Genomic DNA, 18,736 nt, shown 5'->3' on the forward strand with positions numbered 1-18,736 from the left:
CTAGGCTTTTCTTTAGATGTTTTTATCCTTCGGATTTAAAATTTTTACTATTTTAAGTGCTTCTTAAGAAAAAACTCCAAATTTATGTGCTACAATTACAATGTTTTATTAATTTTTGACAAGGAGAATTCTCATGAAACTAGTTAAACTTAGTTTAGTTGCAGCTCTTGCTGCAGGTGCTTTTTCAGCAGCTAACGCTACTCCACTTGAAGAAGCGATCAAAGATGTTGATGTATCAGGTGTATTAAGATACAGATACGATACAGGTAATTTTGATAAAAATTTCGTTAACAACTCAAATTTAAACAACAACAAACAAGATCACAAATATAGAGCACAAGTTAACTTCAGTGCTGCTATAGCTGATAACTTCAAAGCTTTCATTCAGTTTGACTACAACGCTGTTGATGGTGGCACTGGTGTTGATAACGCAACAAATGCCGAAAAAGGACTTTTTGTTCGTCAATTATACTTAACTTATACAAATGAAGATGTTGCTACAAGTGTAATCGCTGGTAAACAACAATTAAACCTTATCTGGACGGATAACGCTATTGATGGTTTAGTTGGAACAGGTGTTAAAGTAGTAAATAACAGCATCGATGGTTTAACTCTAGCTGCTTTTGCTGTAGATAGCTTCATGACTGCAGAGCAAGGTGCAGATTTATTAGGGCATAATGGAAGCCAATTTAACCCTGATTCAATCGGAAATCTTTACGGTGCTGCTGCTGTAGGTTCTTATGATCTTGCTGGCGGACAATTCAACCCACAATTATGGTTAGCTTATTGGGATCAAGTAGCATTCTTCTATGCTTTAGATGCATCTTATAGCACAACTATCTTTGATGGAATCAACTGGACACTTGAAGGTGCTTACTTAGGAAATAGCGTTGATAGTGATCTTGATAGTACTAGATATGCCAATGGTAATTTCTTTGCATTAAAAGGTGGTATTGAAGTAAATGGTTGGGATGCTAGCCTTGGTGGTTTATATTATGGTGACAAAGAAAAAGCTTCTACTGTTATAATTGATGATCAAGGTAATCTTAGCTCTTTACTTGCAGGTGAGGAAATTTTCTATACTACTGGTTCAAGACTAAATGGTGATACTGGTAGAAATATCTTCGGTTATGTGACTGGTGGATATACTTTCAACGAAACAGTTCGCGTTGGTGCTGACTTCGTATACGGTGGAACAAAAACAGAAGCTGCTAATCATTTAGGTGGTGGTAAAAAACTTGAAGCTGTTGCAAGAGTAGATTACAAATACTCTCCAAAACTTAACTTCTCAGCATTCTATTCTTATGTGAACCTAGATCAAGGTGTAAACACTAATGAAAGTGCTGATCATAGCACTGTAAGACTTCAAGCTCTTTACAAATTCTAAGAAGCTTTCAGGTCTAACTTCAAGGCGGGGTTTTGCTCCGCTTTTTTTTATGCCTGATTTTTAAAACTTAAATTTATATAAAAAATTTTCCCAAGCTAAAAAGCTTTAGGAAAATTAAGACTTAAACCAATTAGCGATTTTTTCAAAAAGTCCTTTTTGCTCTTGATGCATACCATCTTTGATACCAAAACTTTCACTTAGTTTTTCTAAAAGTTCTTTTTGTTCATCGTTTAAAGAAGTTGGAAATTTGATAGAAATTTGAACAATTTGATTTCCTATGCGAGAACTATGAACATCTTTTACCCCTTCTTTTTCAAGAACAAATCTTTGTCCATCTTTAGCACCCTTTGGTAAATTTAAAGTCGCTTCACCGCGTATGGTAGGGACTTTTATACTTTGTCCTAAGATAGCCTGGGTAAAAAACACTGGAAATTCTATATATATATCATCATCATCTCTGATAAAAGTATCGTCTTCAGCAGCGATGACCTTAACATACATATCCCCTCTAGTGCCATTTTTTAAGATATTGCCTTTAGCATTGACACGAAGTTTCATACCTGTATCCACACCTTCTGGGATATTAAGCTCGACACTATCTTTGCTTTCATTATAACCCAAACCTTTACAATCGCTACATTTTTCACTAGCCTTTTCTCCAATTCCTTGACAATCAGGGCAAGTTTGTGCAAAAGTGATAAAACCTTGAGAAACCCCAACCTGTCCTCTACCTTGACACTTTGGACAAGTTTGAAGCTTTCCATCTTTAGCCCCTGTTCCATTACAAGTTTTACAAGAGCATTTATAAGTAAAGTCTATATTTTTCTTACAACCAAAAACCGCTTCTTTAAAACTTAATTTTAAATTAACGATAAAATCTGAAGGGATTTTCTCATCATTTGAACTTTTTCTACGACGCGATGAGCCAAAGCCTTCTCCAAAAAAACTAGAAAATATATCTCCTAAATCCTCAAAACCACCAAAACCTGAGCTACTAGAACCAAATCCACCGCCTTTTAAAGCATCTTTTCCGTATCTATCATAAATAGCTCGCTTTTCATCATTGCTTAAAACCTCATAGGCTTCATTAACAAGCTTGAATTTATCTTCTGCTTCTTTATCACCTTGATTTCTATCAGGATGATATTTTAAAGCCATTTTTCTATAGGCTTTTTTTATGGTTTCTTTATCAGCATTTTGCGTGATTTCAAGAATTTCATAATAACTTATTTCCACATTATTCCTTTAAAAAATTTAAAATTTTACTAGAATTTTAATTTTAAAAATTCAAAAATATAATTTTAGCAAAAATAAAATCAATAATTTATCAAATTTTAAATAAAATTATGTAAAGATTTTAAAGACTACATAAAAATTTACAAGGACACTAGAATGATTAATGTGTTGATGATAGAAGATGATCCTGACTTTGCACAATTATTATCTGAATATTTAGCGCAATTTAATATTAAAATCACAAATTTTGAAAATCCTAAAAGTGCTTTAAATGTGGGTATTCAAGGCTATGATTGTCTGATTTTAGATTTAACTTTACCTGGAATTGATGGTCTTGAAGTTTGTAGAGAAATCCGACAAAAAAGCAATATTCCTATTATCATCTCATCGGCTAGAGGTGACTTAAGCGATAAAGTTGTGGGGCTTCAAATCGGTGCTGATGATTATCTACCAAAGCCTTACGATCCAAAAGAAATGTATGCAAGGATTATGAGTCTTATTCGTCGCACAAAAAGAGTTGAACACACTAATAATGAAAATATTAACTCTGCTTTCAAAATTGATGAAAGAAGACATGAGATCACCTATGAAGATAAGGTTTTAACACTTACTCCTGCTGAATTTGAAATTTTAGAATACCTTATCCAACAACACGGATATAGTGTTTCAAGAGAACAGCTTGTAAGTCGCTGTAAAAATCTAAAAGATAAAGATTCTAAAAGCCTTGATGTTATCATCGGTCGCTTAAGGGTAAAAATAGGAGATAGTTCAAAATCTCCAAAACATATTTTTTCTGTTAGAGGTATAGGATATAAACTGATAGGATGACAAAAAATTATTCTATTCATACCAAACTGATTATTTTATTTGTTGTTACTTTTTTCTTGGTTTGTGTGCTTTTTATCGTTCTTTTAAAAATAGAAGGGAATGCCTATAATGAAGAAGAAAGTTTAAAACAAGAAAATCTTATAAAAAATTTACTCATCTCCTATGAAAACACTTCAGGTGTTGAAATAGGAGCTTATCTTGGAAACAGCGGTTTTAACGCTATACAAAATCCCAATCTTGTAAAAGCTATAAGAAATAATGGACAATCACTTTTTAAAGCAGGCGGAGAGCTTTGTACTCTTTCTTCTTTAAAATATCATAGCAATCTTTATTTTGATGTTCAATGTAAAGATTTTGATGGCTTGTATGAAGAAAATACTAGTGATAGGGTTTATAATCTTTTATTGATAGGATTTTTCTCTTTTTCTTTGTTGGTTGTTTTTATGTATTTTTCTGTATTAAAATCCTTAGAACCTTTAAAAAAATTAAGAAGACAAGTTGCCGAAGTTGCAAATGGGGAACAACCTGATTTTCTAGACTATCAAGAAGATGAAGTAGGCAAGATCGCCTTTGAATTTCAAAAAGCTTTTAAGAAAAACCAAGAATTAATCCAATCAAGACAACTTTTCCTAAGAACAATCATGCATGAGTTAAAAACCCCTATAGGAAAAGGGAGAATCATTTCTGAAATGATCAAAGAAGACAGACAAAAAGAAAGACTTATCGCTATATTTTTACGCATGGATTCTTTGATCAATGAATTTGCCAAAATCGAAAATTTATTTTCAAAAAACTACAACTTACACTTTAAACCTAGTCGTTTTAGCGCTATACTTGAAGAAGCTAAAGAACACCTTATGATAGATGATTTTAATAAAGTTGTAAAAGTCGATATAAGATATGACGCTTTAATCAATGTTGATATGGAAATTTTCTCTGTAATTTTAAAAAATCTTATCGATAATGCCTTAAAATACTCAAACAATGGCACTTGTGAGCTTTTTTGTTGTAAAGAATGTTTTACCATTAAAAATCCAGGCAAACCTTTAGCAGAGCCTATAGAGCATTATCTTGAAGCTTTTACAAGAGAAAAACACAATCAAGTCAAAGGTATGGGACTAGGACTTTATATAGTTTCAGAGGTATGCAAACTGCATAATTTTGATTTGATTTATTTTTATGATGATGGAAAACATTGCTTTAAAATTTTCTTTGGAGATAAAGAAAAATAATGGTAAAAGGCCTAGAAAAATTCAATGAACTTGTTGAAAGTTTTGCAAATTTACCTACCATAGGAAAAAAAACCGCCATAAGGCTTGCTTATCACCTTTGCATAAATAATCAAATCGATGGTATGAAACTCGCACACAATATAGAAAATGCTATCCGCTTTATAAAACCTTGTGATCAATGCGGTGCTTTAAGCGAAAATGAGCTTTGCGAAATTTGTAGCGATGAAGAAAGAAATAAAAACATTTTATGTATAGTTGAAAGCCCAAAAGATATACTAACACTCGAAGAGAGTCAAAGTTACAATGGGGTATATTTTGTTTTAGATGAGTTAAATGAAGAAAAACTCGAAAAACTAAAGCAAATCATACTTAAGCTAAATATCTCTGAGCTCATTTTTGCATTGACACATAGCATTAATTCTGATGCAACCATCTTTTTTATAGAGGATAAATTTAAAGGCTTAAACCTAACTTTTAGTAAAATCGCTCAAGGAATTCCAAGTGGTGTAAATTTAGAAAATGTGGATTTAATCTCTTTAAATAAAGCTATGAATTTTAGAACAAAAATTTAGTAATTTTTATAAGAAATATCGGCTAATTCTTGCAAAGAAAAATCCGCAATCTTTTCATAAGTAAAACCTTCCTTGCTTAAAAAGTCAAGTAAAGTTTTTTCCATGATTTTAGCTCCTTGTATAAGCTCATCTGAGAGCTTAAAACTCATCGCTTCAATACGCTTTGGCACACAAGCTAAGATATGTGTTTTAGGCAAATCTCCTGCAAGTTCCATGTATTGTAAGGTTTGAAGCATTTCTATTTCATGGGCACTTCCACTCCAGCTAATTTTATTAGGCATAGCATCATAAGGAAAGAAAAATACATCTCCTATACTCGCACCTTGCGCTTCTATACAATCTAAAACGATAAGTCTATCGTATCGAGCGATGATATAGCTAAGCTGCAAAGCCAAAGTTCCACCATCAACAAAATCTAAAGTAAATTCAGAATGAGTGAATTTGTAGTTTTTTTCAAGTTGTTTGCAAAGATGAACGCCTAAGCCTTCATCCGCAAACATGATATTGCCTATTCCAAGGACTAAGAATTTCAATGCTTTTCTTCTTTTACAAATTTATATCCACTAATAATAGCATCCATAGCACCATCTTTACCTTTTACTGCGTTAAAAATCGCCATGTAAATATGTACTGGCACAAAAATCATAATCACCCACATCAAAATTCTATGATAAGTTCTTACATCGGCCAAACCGCCCATTGCAGCTTCAAGCGGTCTTAAAATATGATATAAAAGCCCACCTAAGCCCTCATGGTAAGTATGAGTATAAAGAATAAGCCCTGTAAGAATGATACCTAACATCACAAGATAAAAGAAAAAATAAGTTACAAATTGCAAAGGATTATAAACCCCTTTTAAATGCGGATGTTTTCCTAAGAAAATGTAAAATTTTACTTGTTCTATCCATAATTTGATATTAAAAATATCCCATACACTTCTGCGTTCTTTTGCGCTTACCTTATCGCAGAAAAACAAATATACTTTAAAAATAATACAAGCGATTAAAACAAAACCCACCGCTTGATGTACTAAGCGGTATTTTGCTTGCATAAAATTTACGGGTTCACCGTTACTAATAGGGCTTTGGAACACATAGGAAAGATAATACCCTGTGCCAATAAGAATCACTATAGCAATAGCTCTTACCCAGTGCGTTAAACGCAAACCTATGCTAAATTCATATTCAGCTTTTCTTTGCAATTTTTCTTCTTTGTTTTGCATGAAAGCCTCCTTATAAATTGACATTCACTTTATATTCACTTAGATTATTGCCCTTAGTATCCATTACATGCACCGCACAAGCAATACAAGGATCATAAGAGTGAATTTTTCTAATGATTTCAAGTGGTTGTTTTACATCAGCGATTTTAAGTCCTATCAAACATTGCTCATAACTTCCACCTACGCCATTTGCGTCTTTTGGACTTGCATTCCAAGTAGAAGGCACCACAGCTTGCCAATTTTCAATAACACCATTTTTAATTCTACACCAATGGCTTAATGTTCCGCGTGGCACATGCCCCATATAGCGTCCTTTGTATTCTTTAGAATTATCGATCACATAAGGAGCACAAGTACTCTGGTCTACTTTTAAATTTTCAACTAAATTATTAAACGCTTTTAAAGCATTATTTGCAACGATTTTTGCTTCAATACAACGAGCAGCTGTTCTTCCAAGTGTGCTAAATACAGCATTTAAAGGAAGTCCTGTTTCTTTTAAGAACTCATCTACCACAGGAACAACATTTTGATTACCTTTAGCATAATTTACAACGATATTTGCTAAAGGTCCTACTTGCATAGGATTTCCTTCATAGCGTGGAGCTTTAATCCAGCTATATTTACCCTTAGTATCAAACACTTTAGAATGGACATTATTTCCATGATGATCTACGCTTTCTCCATCTACAAGTCCTGTATAATTTGGATTTGTTTTGCCATCATAAGGATGTAAAGGTTCATTGTCTGCATACCAAGAATGAGTTGCCTCTTCAGTAATCTTATCTTCTTCTACTTCATAAACCTTGCTTAAATCTCCATTTTTAATAATACCACTTTCAAAAAGCCATTCATCTCTTCCGATTTGGAATTCTTTAAAGGTATAAAGATTATTTACCCCTATATCATTTAAAACACTTGCTTCATGTGCATAAGCTTTTCCTGCCATCACAAGATCAGGATAATACGCACGATTAACAAAGTCTTGCACTTCTTGGAATTTAACCATATATTCACCCATTCTTGCAGGATCGAGTAAATCCATAACGCAAGTTACACCACCAACGGTTAAGCTTTGTGGATGTGGATTTTTAGCTCCAAAAATCGCCATACATTGAGCAATGATTCTTTGAATTCTTAAACATTCTAGATAGTGAGAAAGAACGATTAAATTTTGCTCAGGACTTAAACGATAAGTTGGATGACCATAGTACGCATTAGCAAAAGGTCCTAAATTTCCTTTATCTACAAAAGTTTTCAGTCTTTGTTGCACTTCAAGAAGTTTATCTGCACCTGTTGCATAAGGATTTGGAGTGTATTTAAAAGCTTCATCACTTGCTTTTTTAACATCAGCACTTAAAGCACTTACCACATCAGCCCAATCAAGCCCATGAAGTTGATAAAAATGCACAATATGATCGTGTAAAAATAAAGCCGCATTCATTAAAGTTCTTGTTAAAAGCGCATTTAAAGGCGGAGTAATACCTAAAGCATTTTCAACAGCAACTATACCTGCTTTATAATGTGAAAAAGTACAAACTCCGCAAATTCTTTGCGTCATAAAACCCGCATCTCTTGGATCACGACCTTTTACTATGGTTTCAATACCACGCCACAAAGTAGAGCCTGCATAAGCTTCTTTTACCACATTGTTATCATCAACAACAACTTCAACTCTTAAATGCCCTTCAATTCTTGTAATAGGATCTACGATTATTTTTTGACTCATTTTTATTCCTTATCTTTTTGCATGGAAGATATAACTGCGTGTGCTGCTATAGCAACGCCTGTGAGTGTAAGCACACCTATACCAATTTTATCTGAAACACTATCCGCACCCAAACCAAAAACAGTATCAAATTTACGACTAGCCATAGGCTCTTCAAAAGGTCCCATAGTATCCCAAAAATTAGGCTCAGAACAACCTATACAACCATGCCCTGCTTGAATAGGCCAAGAAGTGTGCTGGTTAAATCTCTCTCTTGAGCAGTTATTAAAAGTATAAGGTCCTTTGCAACCTACTTTATAAAGACAAAAACCTTGTTTTGCTCCTTCATCTCCAAAAGCATGTACAAATTCACCCGCATCAAAATGTCCGCGTCTTTCACAAAGATCATGAATTCTTAAACCATAAGCCCATTTTGGTCTATTATACACATCAAGTGCTGGTAACTCACCAAATAATAAATAATGAAGTACATTACCCACTATATTTTTTTCACTTGGAGGACAGCCTGGAACATTGATCACAGTTTTACTTGTTACTTTGCTTAAAGGCTGCGCGTTGCTAGGATTTGGTCTTGCGGCTTGGATTCCTCCAAAGCTAGAACAGGTTCCTATAGCAAAAATCGCCAAAGCATTTTCACTTGCCATTTTTGAAAGCTCATAGCCTGTTTTTCCATGTGCACCTATGGTTAAAAAATGCTCCGTATCACCCATAGGGATACCGCCTTCAACCATTAAAATATATTTATTTTTATGTTTTTGAATAGCACTTTCTAAATTTTCTTCAGCTTGCCAACCTGCTGCAGCCATCACTGTTTCGTGATATTCTAAAGAAATATAATCAAAAATCAAACTATCAATCGTTGGAGTATCACTTCTTAACAAACTCTCACTACAGCCTGTACACTCAGCCATATGAAGCCACACAACAGGAAGCCTATCAGCAAGCTCAGCAGCTTTTGCCACCATAGGAGTAAAACTCGCTGGCAAAGCCAAAAATGCCGTCATAGCACCTGCCCATTTCATAAAATCCCTTCTAGAAAAACCTGACTTTTCTAATGCCTTTGCAATGCTATCATTATCTTTCAAAGAAGGAAGCTTTTCAAGAGTCGATAAACGCGACTCTATTTGATGATAATCAATCATTATATTTCCTTTGTAACATGAAATTTATTCTCTATAATAATAAAATAAAGGAAGTTAAAATAAAGTTAAAAACTTACTATCATAAGCAAATATTAGCATCACTCTTAATTAAAGCTTAATCATAAGCCTTTTTTAAGTTTGCGAATCAAAAATCTTGCAGGGTGAATAGCGTGGATGTATTTTTTTTCTAAACACAAGGGTTCATTATTTATCAATGCACACAAATACCTTGCCGCTAAAACACTTGTACTAAAACCCCTTGACCCATGAGCAAAATTAAAATACAAATTACAAGACATTTTAGCTGGTTTTTGCTCCTTATTTTTTGTCCATAATAAAGCTTTATATTCTTCTTTATAAAACGCTTCATCATAAGCATTTCCAACTATCATAAAGCGATCACTCGAATAAGATCTAAAACCTACTTTAGAACCTATGATTTCTAATTTTGTATTTTTATCCATAAAATCGGCTATATTTTCTATATTTTGTTTATCATCTTCTTCTTTTGATTCTAAACTTGCATTAAGCCTATCATAACTTGCACCAATTACTTGCAAATCATCTTTTACAGGGCAAATATAAGCCTTAGAAGATAAAGGAAATGGGGTATCTAAAAAAGGTTTTAGATGTGTAACTTGACCTCTTACTTTGCTTAATTTCATCTCATCATAAAAAACAAAGTCTTTTGCATCTGCACCCATGGCATAAATCAAAACCGCATAATCACTTTTAACAACATCATTTTTAAATTTTAAACTGAAACACCCATTTTCAAATTTATAAGCTTGAAATTCATGATTAAAATATATACAAGCTTTGCTTTTTTCAAAAAGATTTTTAACCAATTTTTTTGGAAAAATCACTCCACCCTCTTCTAAAAAAGCTTGATTTTTTGAAATTTTAAACAAAACATTTTCTCTTTGCGTGTCAAATCTTTCTTGCATTAAATCATTATGTGCAAACTCCACCACACCCTTAAATTCTAAATCTAAAATTTGTCTATAAAAACGACTTGCCTCTATAAAAGAAAGCTCTGAAAACTCCCCTAAATTTACCTTAGGCTTTAAGATTAAAGAGCTTAAAATTCCACTTTCATTTCCACTTGCACCCTTGCCTAATTCTAAATGTTTTTCAAAAATATCTATTTCAAAACCTCTTAAACTAAGCTCATAAGCTAAAACAGCGCTTGATATACCTGCACCAATAATAGCTACTTTTTTATTTTTTAAAGATGAAAATGTTCTTGAAAAATACGCTTCTTTGTCTTTAAACTCAAGCTCATTTTCCAAATAAGCTTTAATCATTTCTCTTTTTCTAAAACCTTTGGTTTTTTCTACTCTAAAGCCATATTTTTTTAAATTTTTTTGCAAAAAACTTGCCGAAGAAAAGGTGCAAATTTGTGTATTTTTTTTAGAAAGCCTTGCCACCTCAAAGATTAAATTTTCATCAAACATTTGCGAGTTTTTATTTGGAGAAAATCCATCTAAATACCAAACATCAGCTTTAAAATCCAATTCTTTTAAAACAGCTATATCTTCAAAAACAAGATCTAAAAAACAATCTTCAAAATAAAAACGATAAATTCCCTCTTTAGCCTTAGGATAAAATTTTAAAAATTGTTCTAAAAGCTCTTTAAACTCTTCATAAAATCCTAGTTTTTGATAAATTTCTCTTAATTGTTCTTTTTCGATATAAAAAGCTTCTATACTGATATAAAAAAGTTTTTTAGGACGCTTAGAAGGAGTGGTTTCTAAAAAGCGTTTCAAAGTAAGAAAAAAATTTAAACCTATACCAAAACCACTCTCTGCGATAATGAAATTTTCTTGATTTTTCCATTCAAAAGAATGAGTGTAAACAAATTTGCTTTCATTTAAGCCATCTTTGGAATTAAAATAAAAATCATCAAAATCCAAAGAAAAAGGAGTATTATCCTTAAAAATTAGCTTAGCTTTTTTCATCGGTTATTATAAAAATAACTCTCAACTCCATCGGCAATACCCTTAACCAATAAATCTTGAAAAGCTTTATTGGCGATTCTTTTGCCTTCATTTGGATGTGTAATATAGCCAATTTCAATCAAAATTGCAGGCATTTGCGCACCTACTAAAACCCAAAAAGGCGCTTCTCTTACACCGCCATCTACAATTTTATACTTTTTGCGTGTTTGAGTGAGTATATTTTTTTGTACATCAATGGCTAGTTTATTTGAAGCAACGATTTTTTCACGATTTAAGAAATTTAAAATACTTTGTTTTGAGAAATAATTAATCTCTTCAAAATCCCCTTGATTTTCTTTTTCTGCTGCCTTTTTACTTCTTTCACTTCTTGCAGGACTTAAAAAGAAAGTTTCCACGCCTTCGCTACTTTTGGCTTTTGTGGCATTTGGTGCTGCGTTAGCATGTATAGAAATAAACAAATCCGCTCTTTTATCATTGGCATATTTGGTTCTATCACGAAGATTGATAAATTTATCCGAACTTCTAGTATAAAGCACTTTATAACCGCGTTTTTTAAGTTCATTTCCAAGTTTTAAAGCCGTACTTAAAACTATATCTTTTTCTTTTAAACTTCCTTTTTTATCACTTAAAGCACCGCTATCTTTTCCACCATGCCCCGCATCGATAACCACAAGCTTTCCTGATTTGTAATTTGTATTTAAAGTTTTACTAGAACTTTGAGTTGCTTTTTTGTTTGCATTTTGATTTGTAGTTTGTATATAAAAACCTAAAGTGAGATTATTATTATCCAACTCCTTGAAAAGTTTAAATTCTTTAGGAGCACTCAAAACCACACGAACGGTTTTTGGATTGTATTGAGTAACTGTAATCACATTTTGTCCAAAAGTAAAGCTTTTTCTATTACCTTCTAACACACCCTTAAAACTTACAACATATCGGAATTTTTGATCTTTGGTATCAAATACTGCTATTTCTTTTTCATCTAAATCATCGCTTAAATTTAACACCACAGCATTAGAAATTTTATCCACATCTAAAACATATAAAGGTTCTTGATTTTCTTTTTCATTATTGGTTTTTTTATCTTGTTTTTTTGTTTCTAAAACTTTGGTTTTAATTTCTGTTTTTTGATCTTGCTTTTTCTCTGAAATTTTACTAACTTGCTCAGTCTTTTTTTGGCTAGTAGTTTCTTTTGAAAAAATTATTTTTTCTTCTTTAAAAGATATATCAATAGGAATTTTTTCTTTAGCATAAACCACTATGCGTATGGTTTTGGGATTAAATTGTGAAATCACTAAACGATAGTCATCAAATTTAAACTCTTTTTTACCCCCTTCTAAAACCCCATCAAAATCACTAATAAAACGATAGTTTCCTTTTTCGTCTAAAACAAAACTTTTTAATTGATCCTTATCCAAATCTGCATTTAGTTCAAACTCTACACCTTGGTTTGTTTTACTTGACTTTAAAACATAAATTTTATCATCGCTTTTTGCTTTAGAAACGATACTGCTCTTTGGTGCTTGCGAAGTTTTAGAATTTGTTTTTTCTGTATTTTTTATTTGTTCGTTAGATGATTTTTTTTCATTTTTTTGAACTGTTTTTATAGGTTCAAAAGTTGATTTTTCAGTGTCTTGAGAAATATTTTGAACCTTAATATCTTTAATAACAGCCTTTCTTAAAGCATTAATACTTGCTTCACTTATACCACTTTCTTTTAACTCATTAGCATATGACTTGTCATCTAAATTTAAAGTATTTGAACTGATGATCAATCTTTTTAAAATTTCAATTTTAGTTTTTTCATCTTCATTAATAACACTTTGTATATAAAGGCTTTTGAGCTGATGGTGAAATTTTACTTGCACTTCACTTTTAGAACCGATAAAATTTTTATCAAAATTTGCAAGTTCATTTTCATAAGCTCCAAAAAGAGTTGTGAAAGCAAATACTAAAAATACAAAAATTTTAGCCATTATTCACCATTAACCAATTTTTCCATAAGTTGTTTAACACTGATAAGCTTATCTAAACGATATCCATTTGCACCTGTAAAGAAAAGTCCTGTTTCTTTTTTGCCTGACCACGCATCAAAAAGCCTATCTGCTATACAATACCCTACTTTAGTCGCCTCTTTTCCACGTCCACAAGGCGCTACACAATTGCTTATACAATTAATCTTTGGACCCATTCTTTTATCTACCAAATTTAAAAGATTGGTTCTAACTCCACGAGCAGGATAGCCCACAGGAGATTTAATAAGCTCTATATCTTCTTCTTTAGAAGCTAGCAAAACGCTTTTAAACTCTTCACTCGCATCACATTCAAAAGTTCCTATGAAACGCGTTCCCATTTGAACACCACTAGCCCCTAAAGAAATAGCATTTTCTATATCTTTTTTATCCCAAATTCCACCTGCAGCAATCACGGGAAAAGACCCCCAATTTTTAGCCTCTTCTACCACAGGAGCAATTAATTTTTCTAGCTGATAATTCGGATCTAAGCACTGCTCATAAGTAAAACCTTGATGACCTCCACTTTTTGGCCCTTCTAAAACCACTGCATCAGGCAAGCGATTGTAACGGCTTTGCCATCTTTTGCAAATAATTTTTAAAGCCTTTGCAGATGAAATGATAGGCACTAAAGCCACATCAGGAAAATCTGCAGTAAATTCAGGTAAATTTGTAGGAAGTCCAGCACCTGAAACAATCACATTAAAACCAACCTCACAAGCATCGCGTGCTATTCTTGCATAATCATTACTTGCACATAAGATATTACACCCCAAAGGTGCATCGCCACAAACTTTTCTTGCATTATTAATCAAAGCTTGCAAACCCTTGCGTGAGTAAAAATTTTCACTTCCATAAGGCTTAGCGTTTAATTCTTTACTTGCATACTTTCTTTCTTCATAATATCCTGTTCCCACAGAAGAAATAATCCCAAGACCACCATTTAAAGAAACTGAAGAAGCTAATCTATCCCAGCTTATGCCTAGTCCCATTCCCCCTTGAAAAATGGGATATTTTATAGTATGTTTTCCTATTTGTAAGGGTTGTAAATTCATTCTTTTACCTTTAATTTTGCAAATTTTCTTTTACCTATTTGTAAGATGTATTCTCCTTGTTCTAAATACATTTGCTCGTCGCTAACTTTTTGAGAATTTACACTTACTGCATTAGCACTGATGCTTCTTCTTGCCGCAGAAGTAGAACTTTCCAAACCACATTCAACCAAAGCCTTAGCAAGCCAAATTTTTCCTTGTATTTCAAACTCAGCCATATCACTTGGCAAAGCATTTTGAGAATGAATTCTATCAAATTCAGACTTAGCATTATTAGCCTCTTCTTTGGAGTGAAAACGCTCTGTAATCTCTAAAGCTAAATTTTCTTTAGCTTTTTTAGGATGTAAATTGCTTTGTTCTATATCTTTTTTTATTTGCGCAATTTCTTCTAGACTTTTTTGACTTAAAAGTTCATAATATCTAAACATCAATTCATCACTAATACTTAAAATTTTAGCATACATATCATTAGCTTTTTCTGTAACACCAATGTAATTATTTAAACTCTTACTCATTTTGTTTACACCGTCTAAACCTTCGAGTAAAGGCATCATAATCACAGCTTGTTCTTTTCCTATGTTATAAACTCTTTGAAGCTGTCTTCCCATCAAAAGATTAAATTTTTGATCCGTTCCACCCATTTCAATATCGCTTTTTAAAGCCACACTATCATATCCTTGAAGTAAAGGATACAAAAACTCGCAAATCGAAATAGGACTTTGCTCTTTAAATCTCTTGGTAAAATCGTCACGCTCAAGCATTCTAGCTACACTAAAAGTTGAAGTAAGCTCTACTATACCCGCGGCTCCAAGTTCATTAAGCCAAGTAGAATTAAACTTAATCTGTGTTTTTTCTTTATCCAAAACCTTAAAAACCTGCGTTTCATAAGTTTTAGCATTGATTAAAACTTGCTCTTTATCCAGCTTTTTACGCGTTGCACTTTTTCCACTTGGATCGCCAATTTGTCCTGTAAAATCTCCAATCAAAAACTGCACAATAGCTCCATGTTTTTGCAAAAAAGCCATTTTTGTTAAAACCACGCTATGACCTAAATGTAAATCAGGCGCTGTAGGATCAAACCCCGCCTTTATAAAGAAATTTTCACCCTTTTCATAATAATTTTTAATTAATTTTTCTATTCTTTCTTCATCAATAAGCTCTGCACAACCACGCTTAACTTCTGCTAATATTTTTTTTATATCCATAATAAACCTTTTTAACCTTCTTTATAAGCATCATTTAAAGATGTAAAATCTAAAATCTTGCAACGAGATTTTAACCTATCCTTGACACTATCTGGATTAATATTATCAGGAATTTCCATTGTAATCTCAAAATAATCTACCGCCGAATTTAAATCACTTGATAAATTAATTGTTAATAGATTTATCTGCATTTTAGCTAAAAATGCCAAAAATTCCGCTAAAACACCTTTTTTATTTTCCAAAGAAAAAATCAATTTATAAGATTTAGGGATGTTAGAATCCCATTTTATAAATACCATATCTTGATTATTATCTATCATTTTATCAGCTCTATCGCAAAGCTTATGATGGACAATAGCGTTACCACTTTTAACAAAAGCTAAAACAGCATCACCTCTTTTTGGATGGCAGCAAAAATCAAAATCCACATTAGCAATTTTATGGTTACAATATAGAGTAAAATTTCCTATTTTTTGTTCTTTAATCTCATATTTATCAAACCAATATGACTTCTTGGCGTATTTTTTAAGACCATTAACTATATCTTTCAAATAAGCACTATCTGTTGCTACTTGTCTAATACGTCTGGCTAAATTTTCTTTTTCTATCCAAATTTCAATTCTGTTTTTATCAACTCCAAAAATAAAACTTAACATATTAATAGAGCTTGCTAAATTAATCTCTCTGATTTTTTGCTTGCAAAATTCCCTTATACTTGCTTTTGCTTTTCCTGTTTTAACACTATCTATCCAAGAACAGCGATAAAATTTATCATTGCTAGTAACCACTCGCACAATATCGCCATTTTTAAGCTCGGTTAACAAAGGTACTTTAATACGATTTACATAAGCACTTTTTGCATGAAGTCCTACTTTGGTATGCACTTCATAAGCAAAATCAAGAACCGTTGCACCACGAGGCAAAGTGAAAATTTCTCCCTTAGGAGAATAAACTGCGACATCTTCAACATAAAGACTATCTTTAGCATATTCATAAAGCTCAATAGCATTATAATCTTCTGCATTTTCAAGATTGTTTATACTTTGCATTGAAATATCTGTAAGCCAATCAAGACGAGGCGCAACCACGCTGCCATCTTCTTTATATTTCCAATGAGCTGCTATACCAAATTCCGCAATTTTATGCATATCAAAAGTTCGAATTTGTGCCTCTATAATACTTTTAGCATCAAAAAGTGTGGTATGTATAGTTTGATAACCATTTTGTTTAGGCAAGGCTATATAATCCTTAAAACGCGAAACCAAGGGATTAAAATGTGTATGTAAAATTCCCAAAGCTAAGTAACAATCACTTACTTTTTCAACCAAAATTCTTACCCCAAGTAAATCAAGAACTTCTTCAATACCAATACCTTTTCTTTGCATTTTAAGATAAATAGAATAGCTATGTTTAATGCGTTTTTGAATTTCAAAACTACCTTGTCTAAAACCATTGCTCAAAAATAAAAGTTCGATTTTGGAAATAAATTCATTTAAACCTAGTTGCATTTCTTGATTATTAGAGTTGATATAATTGTCAATAAGCTTATACTCATCTGGCATAAGATATTTAAAACTAAGATCTTCCAAATAATTTTTTATGCTTGAAATACCAAGTCTATGGGCTATTGGAGCATATACAACTAAAGTTTCTTCGCTGATTCTTTTTTGCTTATCCTCTCTTAGAATATCAAGAGTAAGCATATTATGCAGCCTATCACATAACTTCACAATCAAAACCCCAACATCTTCAATGCTTGCTAAAAGCATATTTCTGAAAGTCAAGGCTGATTTAGTTAAACTTTTTTTAGATTTTGATGAAATGAGATTATCTTCTCTAATTTCTATAATTTTAGTAAGCCCTAAAACAAGTTTTAAAACCTCGGAACCAAACTGCTCTCTAAGTTCTTCTTCGGTGCAGTTTGTATCTTCGATCACATCATGCAATAAAGCAGCTAAAATATTGCTTTTATTTTCACTTAAAAATCCAACTAATGTTGCTACTAAAATAGGATGTACTGCATAAGGCTCTCCACTTTTTCTAAACTGCCCTTCATGGCAAAATATACAGTAATCTACCGCTTTTTCAAGAATGGCATCATGACCACAAATTTCGAAAAGCAAAGCCTTAGCAGCTTCTAAATCTTTACAATTTTTTACATTATCGATTAATTGTTCGAGCAATAATTCTTCATCGATTGGTTTCAACTAAACCCTCTAAAGTGATTTTATTTTCTGCAATTTCATATAAGGCTATATCTGCAAGTTTATTTTTATTTTTATCAAAGTCTACCAAAGGGGTTGCTCCATTCGCCAATTGTTCCGCTCTTTTTGCTACCACTAAAGAAAGGCGATATCTATCATTACCCATTTTTTCTAAAGCTTTTGCCGCTACTTCTTCTATTCTTTTATCCATAATTTTCTCCTTAATTATTTTTAACGATTGAACAAAGGCTAGTATCACCTTGTATGATTTTAAGTAAATTACCCTCTTCAAACATATTACAAACCACAATAGGAAGTTTGTTATCTTTAGCTAAAGCTATAGCTGTATCATCCATCACTTTAATATTATCTTGCATAGCCTCATCATAACTCAAAGTATTTAAAAATACTGCATCATCAAATTGTTTTGGATCTTTATCATAAACTCCATTAACTTTTGTAGCTTTTATTACCATATCTGCATCAATTTCCACAGCTCTTAAAATAGCTGTTGTATCTGTAGTAAAATAAGGGTTTCCAGTACCTGCAGCAAAAACCACAACACGACCCTTTTCCAAGTGTCTTTGCGCTCTTCTCATAATATAAGTTTCACAAAATGCTTCCATCTGAATGGCGCTTTGAACCCTAACTTCAAGTCCAGAGCTTTCCAAAGCTTCTTGTATAGCAATAGCATTGATAACCGTAGCAAGCATCCCCATATGATCTCCACTTGTCCTTTTAATCAATCCACCCTTAGCAGCACTTACTCCGCGAATAATATTACCACCGCCTATAACTATGCCTACTTCTATTTGATTTTTTATAAGTTCTTTAATCTCTGAAGCTATGAATTTTAAAATAGAATTTTCTATACCAAAGCCATTTTCACCCGCTAAAGCCTCTCCTGAAAATTTTACTAAAACTCTTTTTCTCTCTTGCATTATTTCTCCTTATTTA

Annotated in this window: 16 protein-coding genes; 4 read left to right on the forward strand and 12 right to left on the reverse strand. The window is 32.4% G+C overall.

Annotated features, from left to right (window positions below; translation table 11 throughout):
• Positions 1–133: 133 nt before the first annotated feature.
• Positions 134–1,387, forward strand: coding sequence for a major outer membrane protein (locus BGS40_RS01315; RefSeq protein WP_096738249.1), 1,254 nt, complete (start codon positions 134–136; stop codon positions 1,385–1,387).
• Between the two features lie 114 nt (positions 1,388–1,501).
• Here the strand turns inward: BGS40_RS01315 and dnaJ are convergent, their stop codons facing one another.
• The gene (gene dnaJ, locus BGS40_RS01320) at positions 1,502–2,623 is read right to left on the reverse strand and encodes a molecular chaperone DnaJ (RefSeq protein WP_096738250.1); all 1,122 of its coding nucleotides are present in this window, start codon (positions 2,621–2,623) and stop codon (positions 1,502–1,504) included.
• Positions 2,624–2,779: 156 nt separating this feature from the next.
• On the opposite strand from dnaJ, the gene BGS40_RS01325 reads away from it, so the two are divergent.
• From BGS40_RS01325 to recR, 3 genes are read left to right on the forward strand one after another with little or no spacing between them, the layout of a single operon-like run.
• Entirely contained in the window at positions 2,780–3,451 is a 672-nt protein-coding gene (locus tag BGS40_RS01325) for a response regulator transcription factor (RefSeq protein WP_002853168.1), read from the forward strand.
• Entirely contained in the window at positions 3,448–4,683 is a 1,236-nt protein-coding gene (locus tag BGS40_RS01330; protein ID WP_052781663.1) for an ArsS family sensor histidine kinase, read from the forward strand. The genes BGS40_RS01325 and BGS40_RS01330 overlap by 4 nt, the downstream gene beginning before the upstream one ends.
• Complete coding sequence (gene recR, locus BGS40_RS01335) at positions 4,683–5,255, forward strand: recombination mediator RecR (protein WP_096738251.1); 573 nt, start codon at positions 4,683–4,685, stop codon at positions 5,253–5,255. The genes BGS40_RS01330 and recR overlap by 1 nt, the downstream gene beginning before the upstream one ends.
• On the opposite strand, the gene BGS40_RS01340 is transcribed toward recR, so the two are convergent.
• The 11 genes from BGS40_RS01340 to pyrH form a co-directional block, all read right to left on the reverse strand.
• Positions 5,252–5,788 (reverse strand): HyaD/HybD family hydrogenase maturation endopeptidase, encoded by a 537-nt coding sequence (locus tag BGS40_RS01340; protein ID WP_002869666.1) that lies wholly within the window; start codon positions 5,786–5,788, stop codon positions 5,252–5,254. The genes recR and BGS40_RS01340 overlap by 4 nt on opposite strands.
• Entirely contained in the window at positions 5,785–6,477 is a 693-nt protein-coding gene (gene cybH / locus BGS40_RS01345; RefSeq protein ID WP_002855770.1) for a Ni/Fe-hydrogenase, b-type cytochrome subunit, read from the reverse strand. Before cybH ends, BGS40_RS01340 begins: the two co-directional genes overlap by 4 nt.
• Before the next feature lie 10 nt (positions 6,478–6,487).
• Positions 6,488–8,203 (reverse strand): nickel-dependent hydrogenase large subunit, encoded by a 1,716-nt coding sequence (locus BGS40_RS01350; protein ID WP_004305674.1) that lies wholly within the window; start codon positions 8,201–8,203, stop codon positions 6,488–6,490.
• Positions 8,204–8,205: 2 nt separating this feature from the next.
• Positions 8,206–9,345 carry a hydrogenase small subunit gene (locus BGS40_RS01355; protein WP_052781660.1) on the reverse strand — a complete coding sequence of 380 codons (1,140 nt, stop codon included), beginning with the start codon at positions 9,343–9,345 and terminating at the stop codon, positions 8,206–8,208.
• Between the two features lie 119 nt (positions 9,346–9,464).
• Complete coding sequence (gene mnmC / locus BGS40_RS01360; RefSeq protein ID WP_070306291.1) at positions 9,465–11,306, reverse strand: bifunctional tRNA (5-methylaminomethyl-2-thiouridine)(34)-methyltransferase MnmD/FAD-dependent 5-carboxymethylaminomethyl-2-thiouridine(34) oxidoreductase MnmC; 1,842 nt, start codon at positions 11,304–11,306, stop codon at positions 9,465–9,467.
• Positions 11,303–13,282 (reverse strand): N-acetylmuramoyl-L-alanine amidase, encoded by a 1,980-nt coding sequence (locus BGS40_RS01365; RefSeq protein ID WP_096738252.1) that lies wholly within the window; start codon positions 13,280–13,282, stop codon positions 11,303–11,305. Before BGS40_RS01365 ends, mnmC begins: the two co-directional genes overlap by 4 nt.
• The gene (locus BGS40_RS01370; RefSeq protein WP_096738253.1) at positions 13,282–14,373 is read right to left on the reverse strand and encodes a nitronate monooxygenase; all 1,092 of its coding nucleotides are present in this window, start codon (positions 14,371–14,373) and stop codon (positions 13,282–13,284) included. The genes BGS40_RS01365 and BGS40_RS01370 overlap by 1 nt, the downstream gene beginning before the upstream one ends.
• Positions 14,370–15,575: a tyrosine--tRNA ligase gene (tyrS, locus tag BGS40_RS01375; protein ID WP_002859323.1), complete on the reverse strand. Its 1,206-nt coding sequence runs from the start codon at positions 15,573–15,575 to the stop codon at positions 14,370–14,372. Before tyrS ends, BGS40_RS01370 begins: the two co-directional genes overlap by 4 nt.
• An 11-nt stretch (positions 15,576–15,586) precedes the next feature.
• The gene (locus BGS40_RS01380; protein WP_052793711.1) at positions 15,587–17,782 is read right to left on the reverse strand and encodes a RelA/SpoT family protein; all 2,196 of its coding nucleotides are present in this window, start codon (positions 17,780–17,782) and stop codon (positions 15,587–15,589) included.
• Positions 17,766–17,990: a DNA-directed RNA polymerase subunit omega gene (locus BGS40_RS01385; RefSeq protein ID WP_002853464.1), complete on the reverse strand. Its 225-nt coding sequence runs from the start codon at positions 17,988–17,990 to the stop codon at positions 17,766–17,768. Before BGS40_RS01385 ends, BGS40_RS01380 begins: the two co-directional genes overlap by 17 nt.
• Before the next feature lie 10 nt (positions 17,991–18,000).
• Entirely contained in the window at positions 18,001–18,720 is a 720-nt protein-coding gene (gene pyrH / locus BGS40_RS01390; RefSeq protein WP_002854049.1) for a UMP kinase, read from the reverse strand.
• Positions 18,721–18,736 lie beyond the last annotated feature (16 nt).

The organism is Campylobacter sp. 107 (genome assembly GCF_002383835.1).
In the GTDB taxonomy this organism is placed as follows: Bacteria; Campylobacterota; Campylobacteria; order Campylobacterales; family Campylobacteraceae; genus Campylobacter_D; species Campylobacter_D jejuni.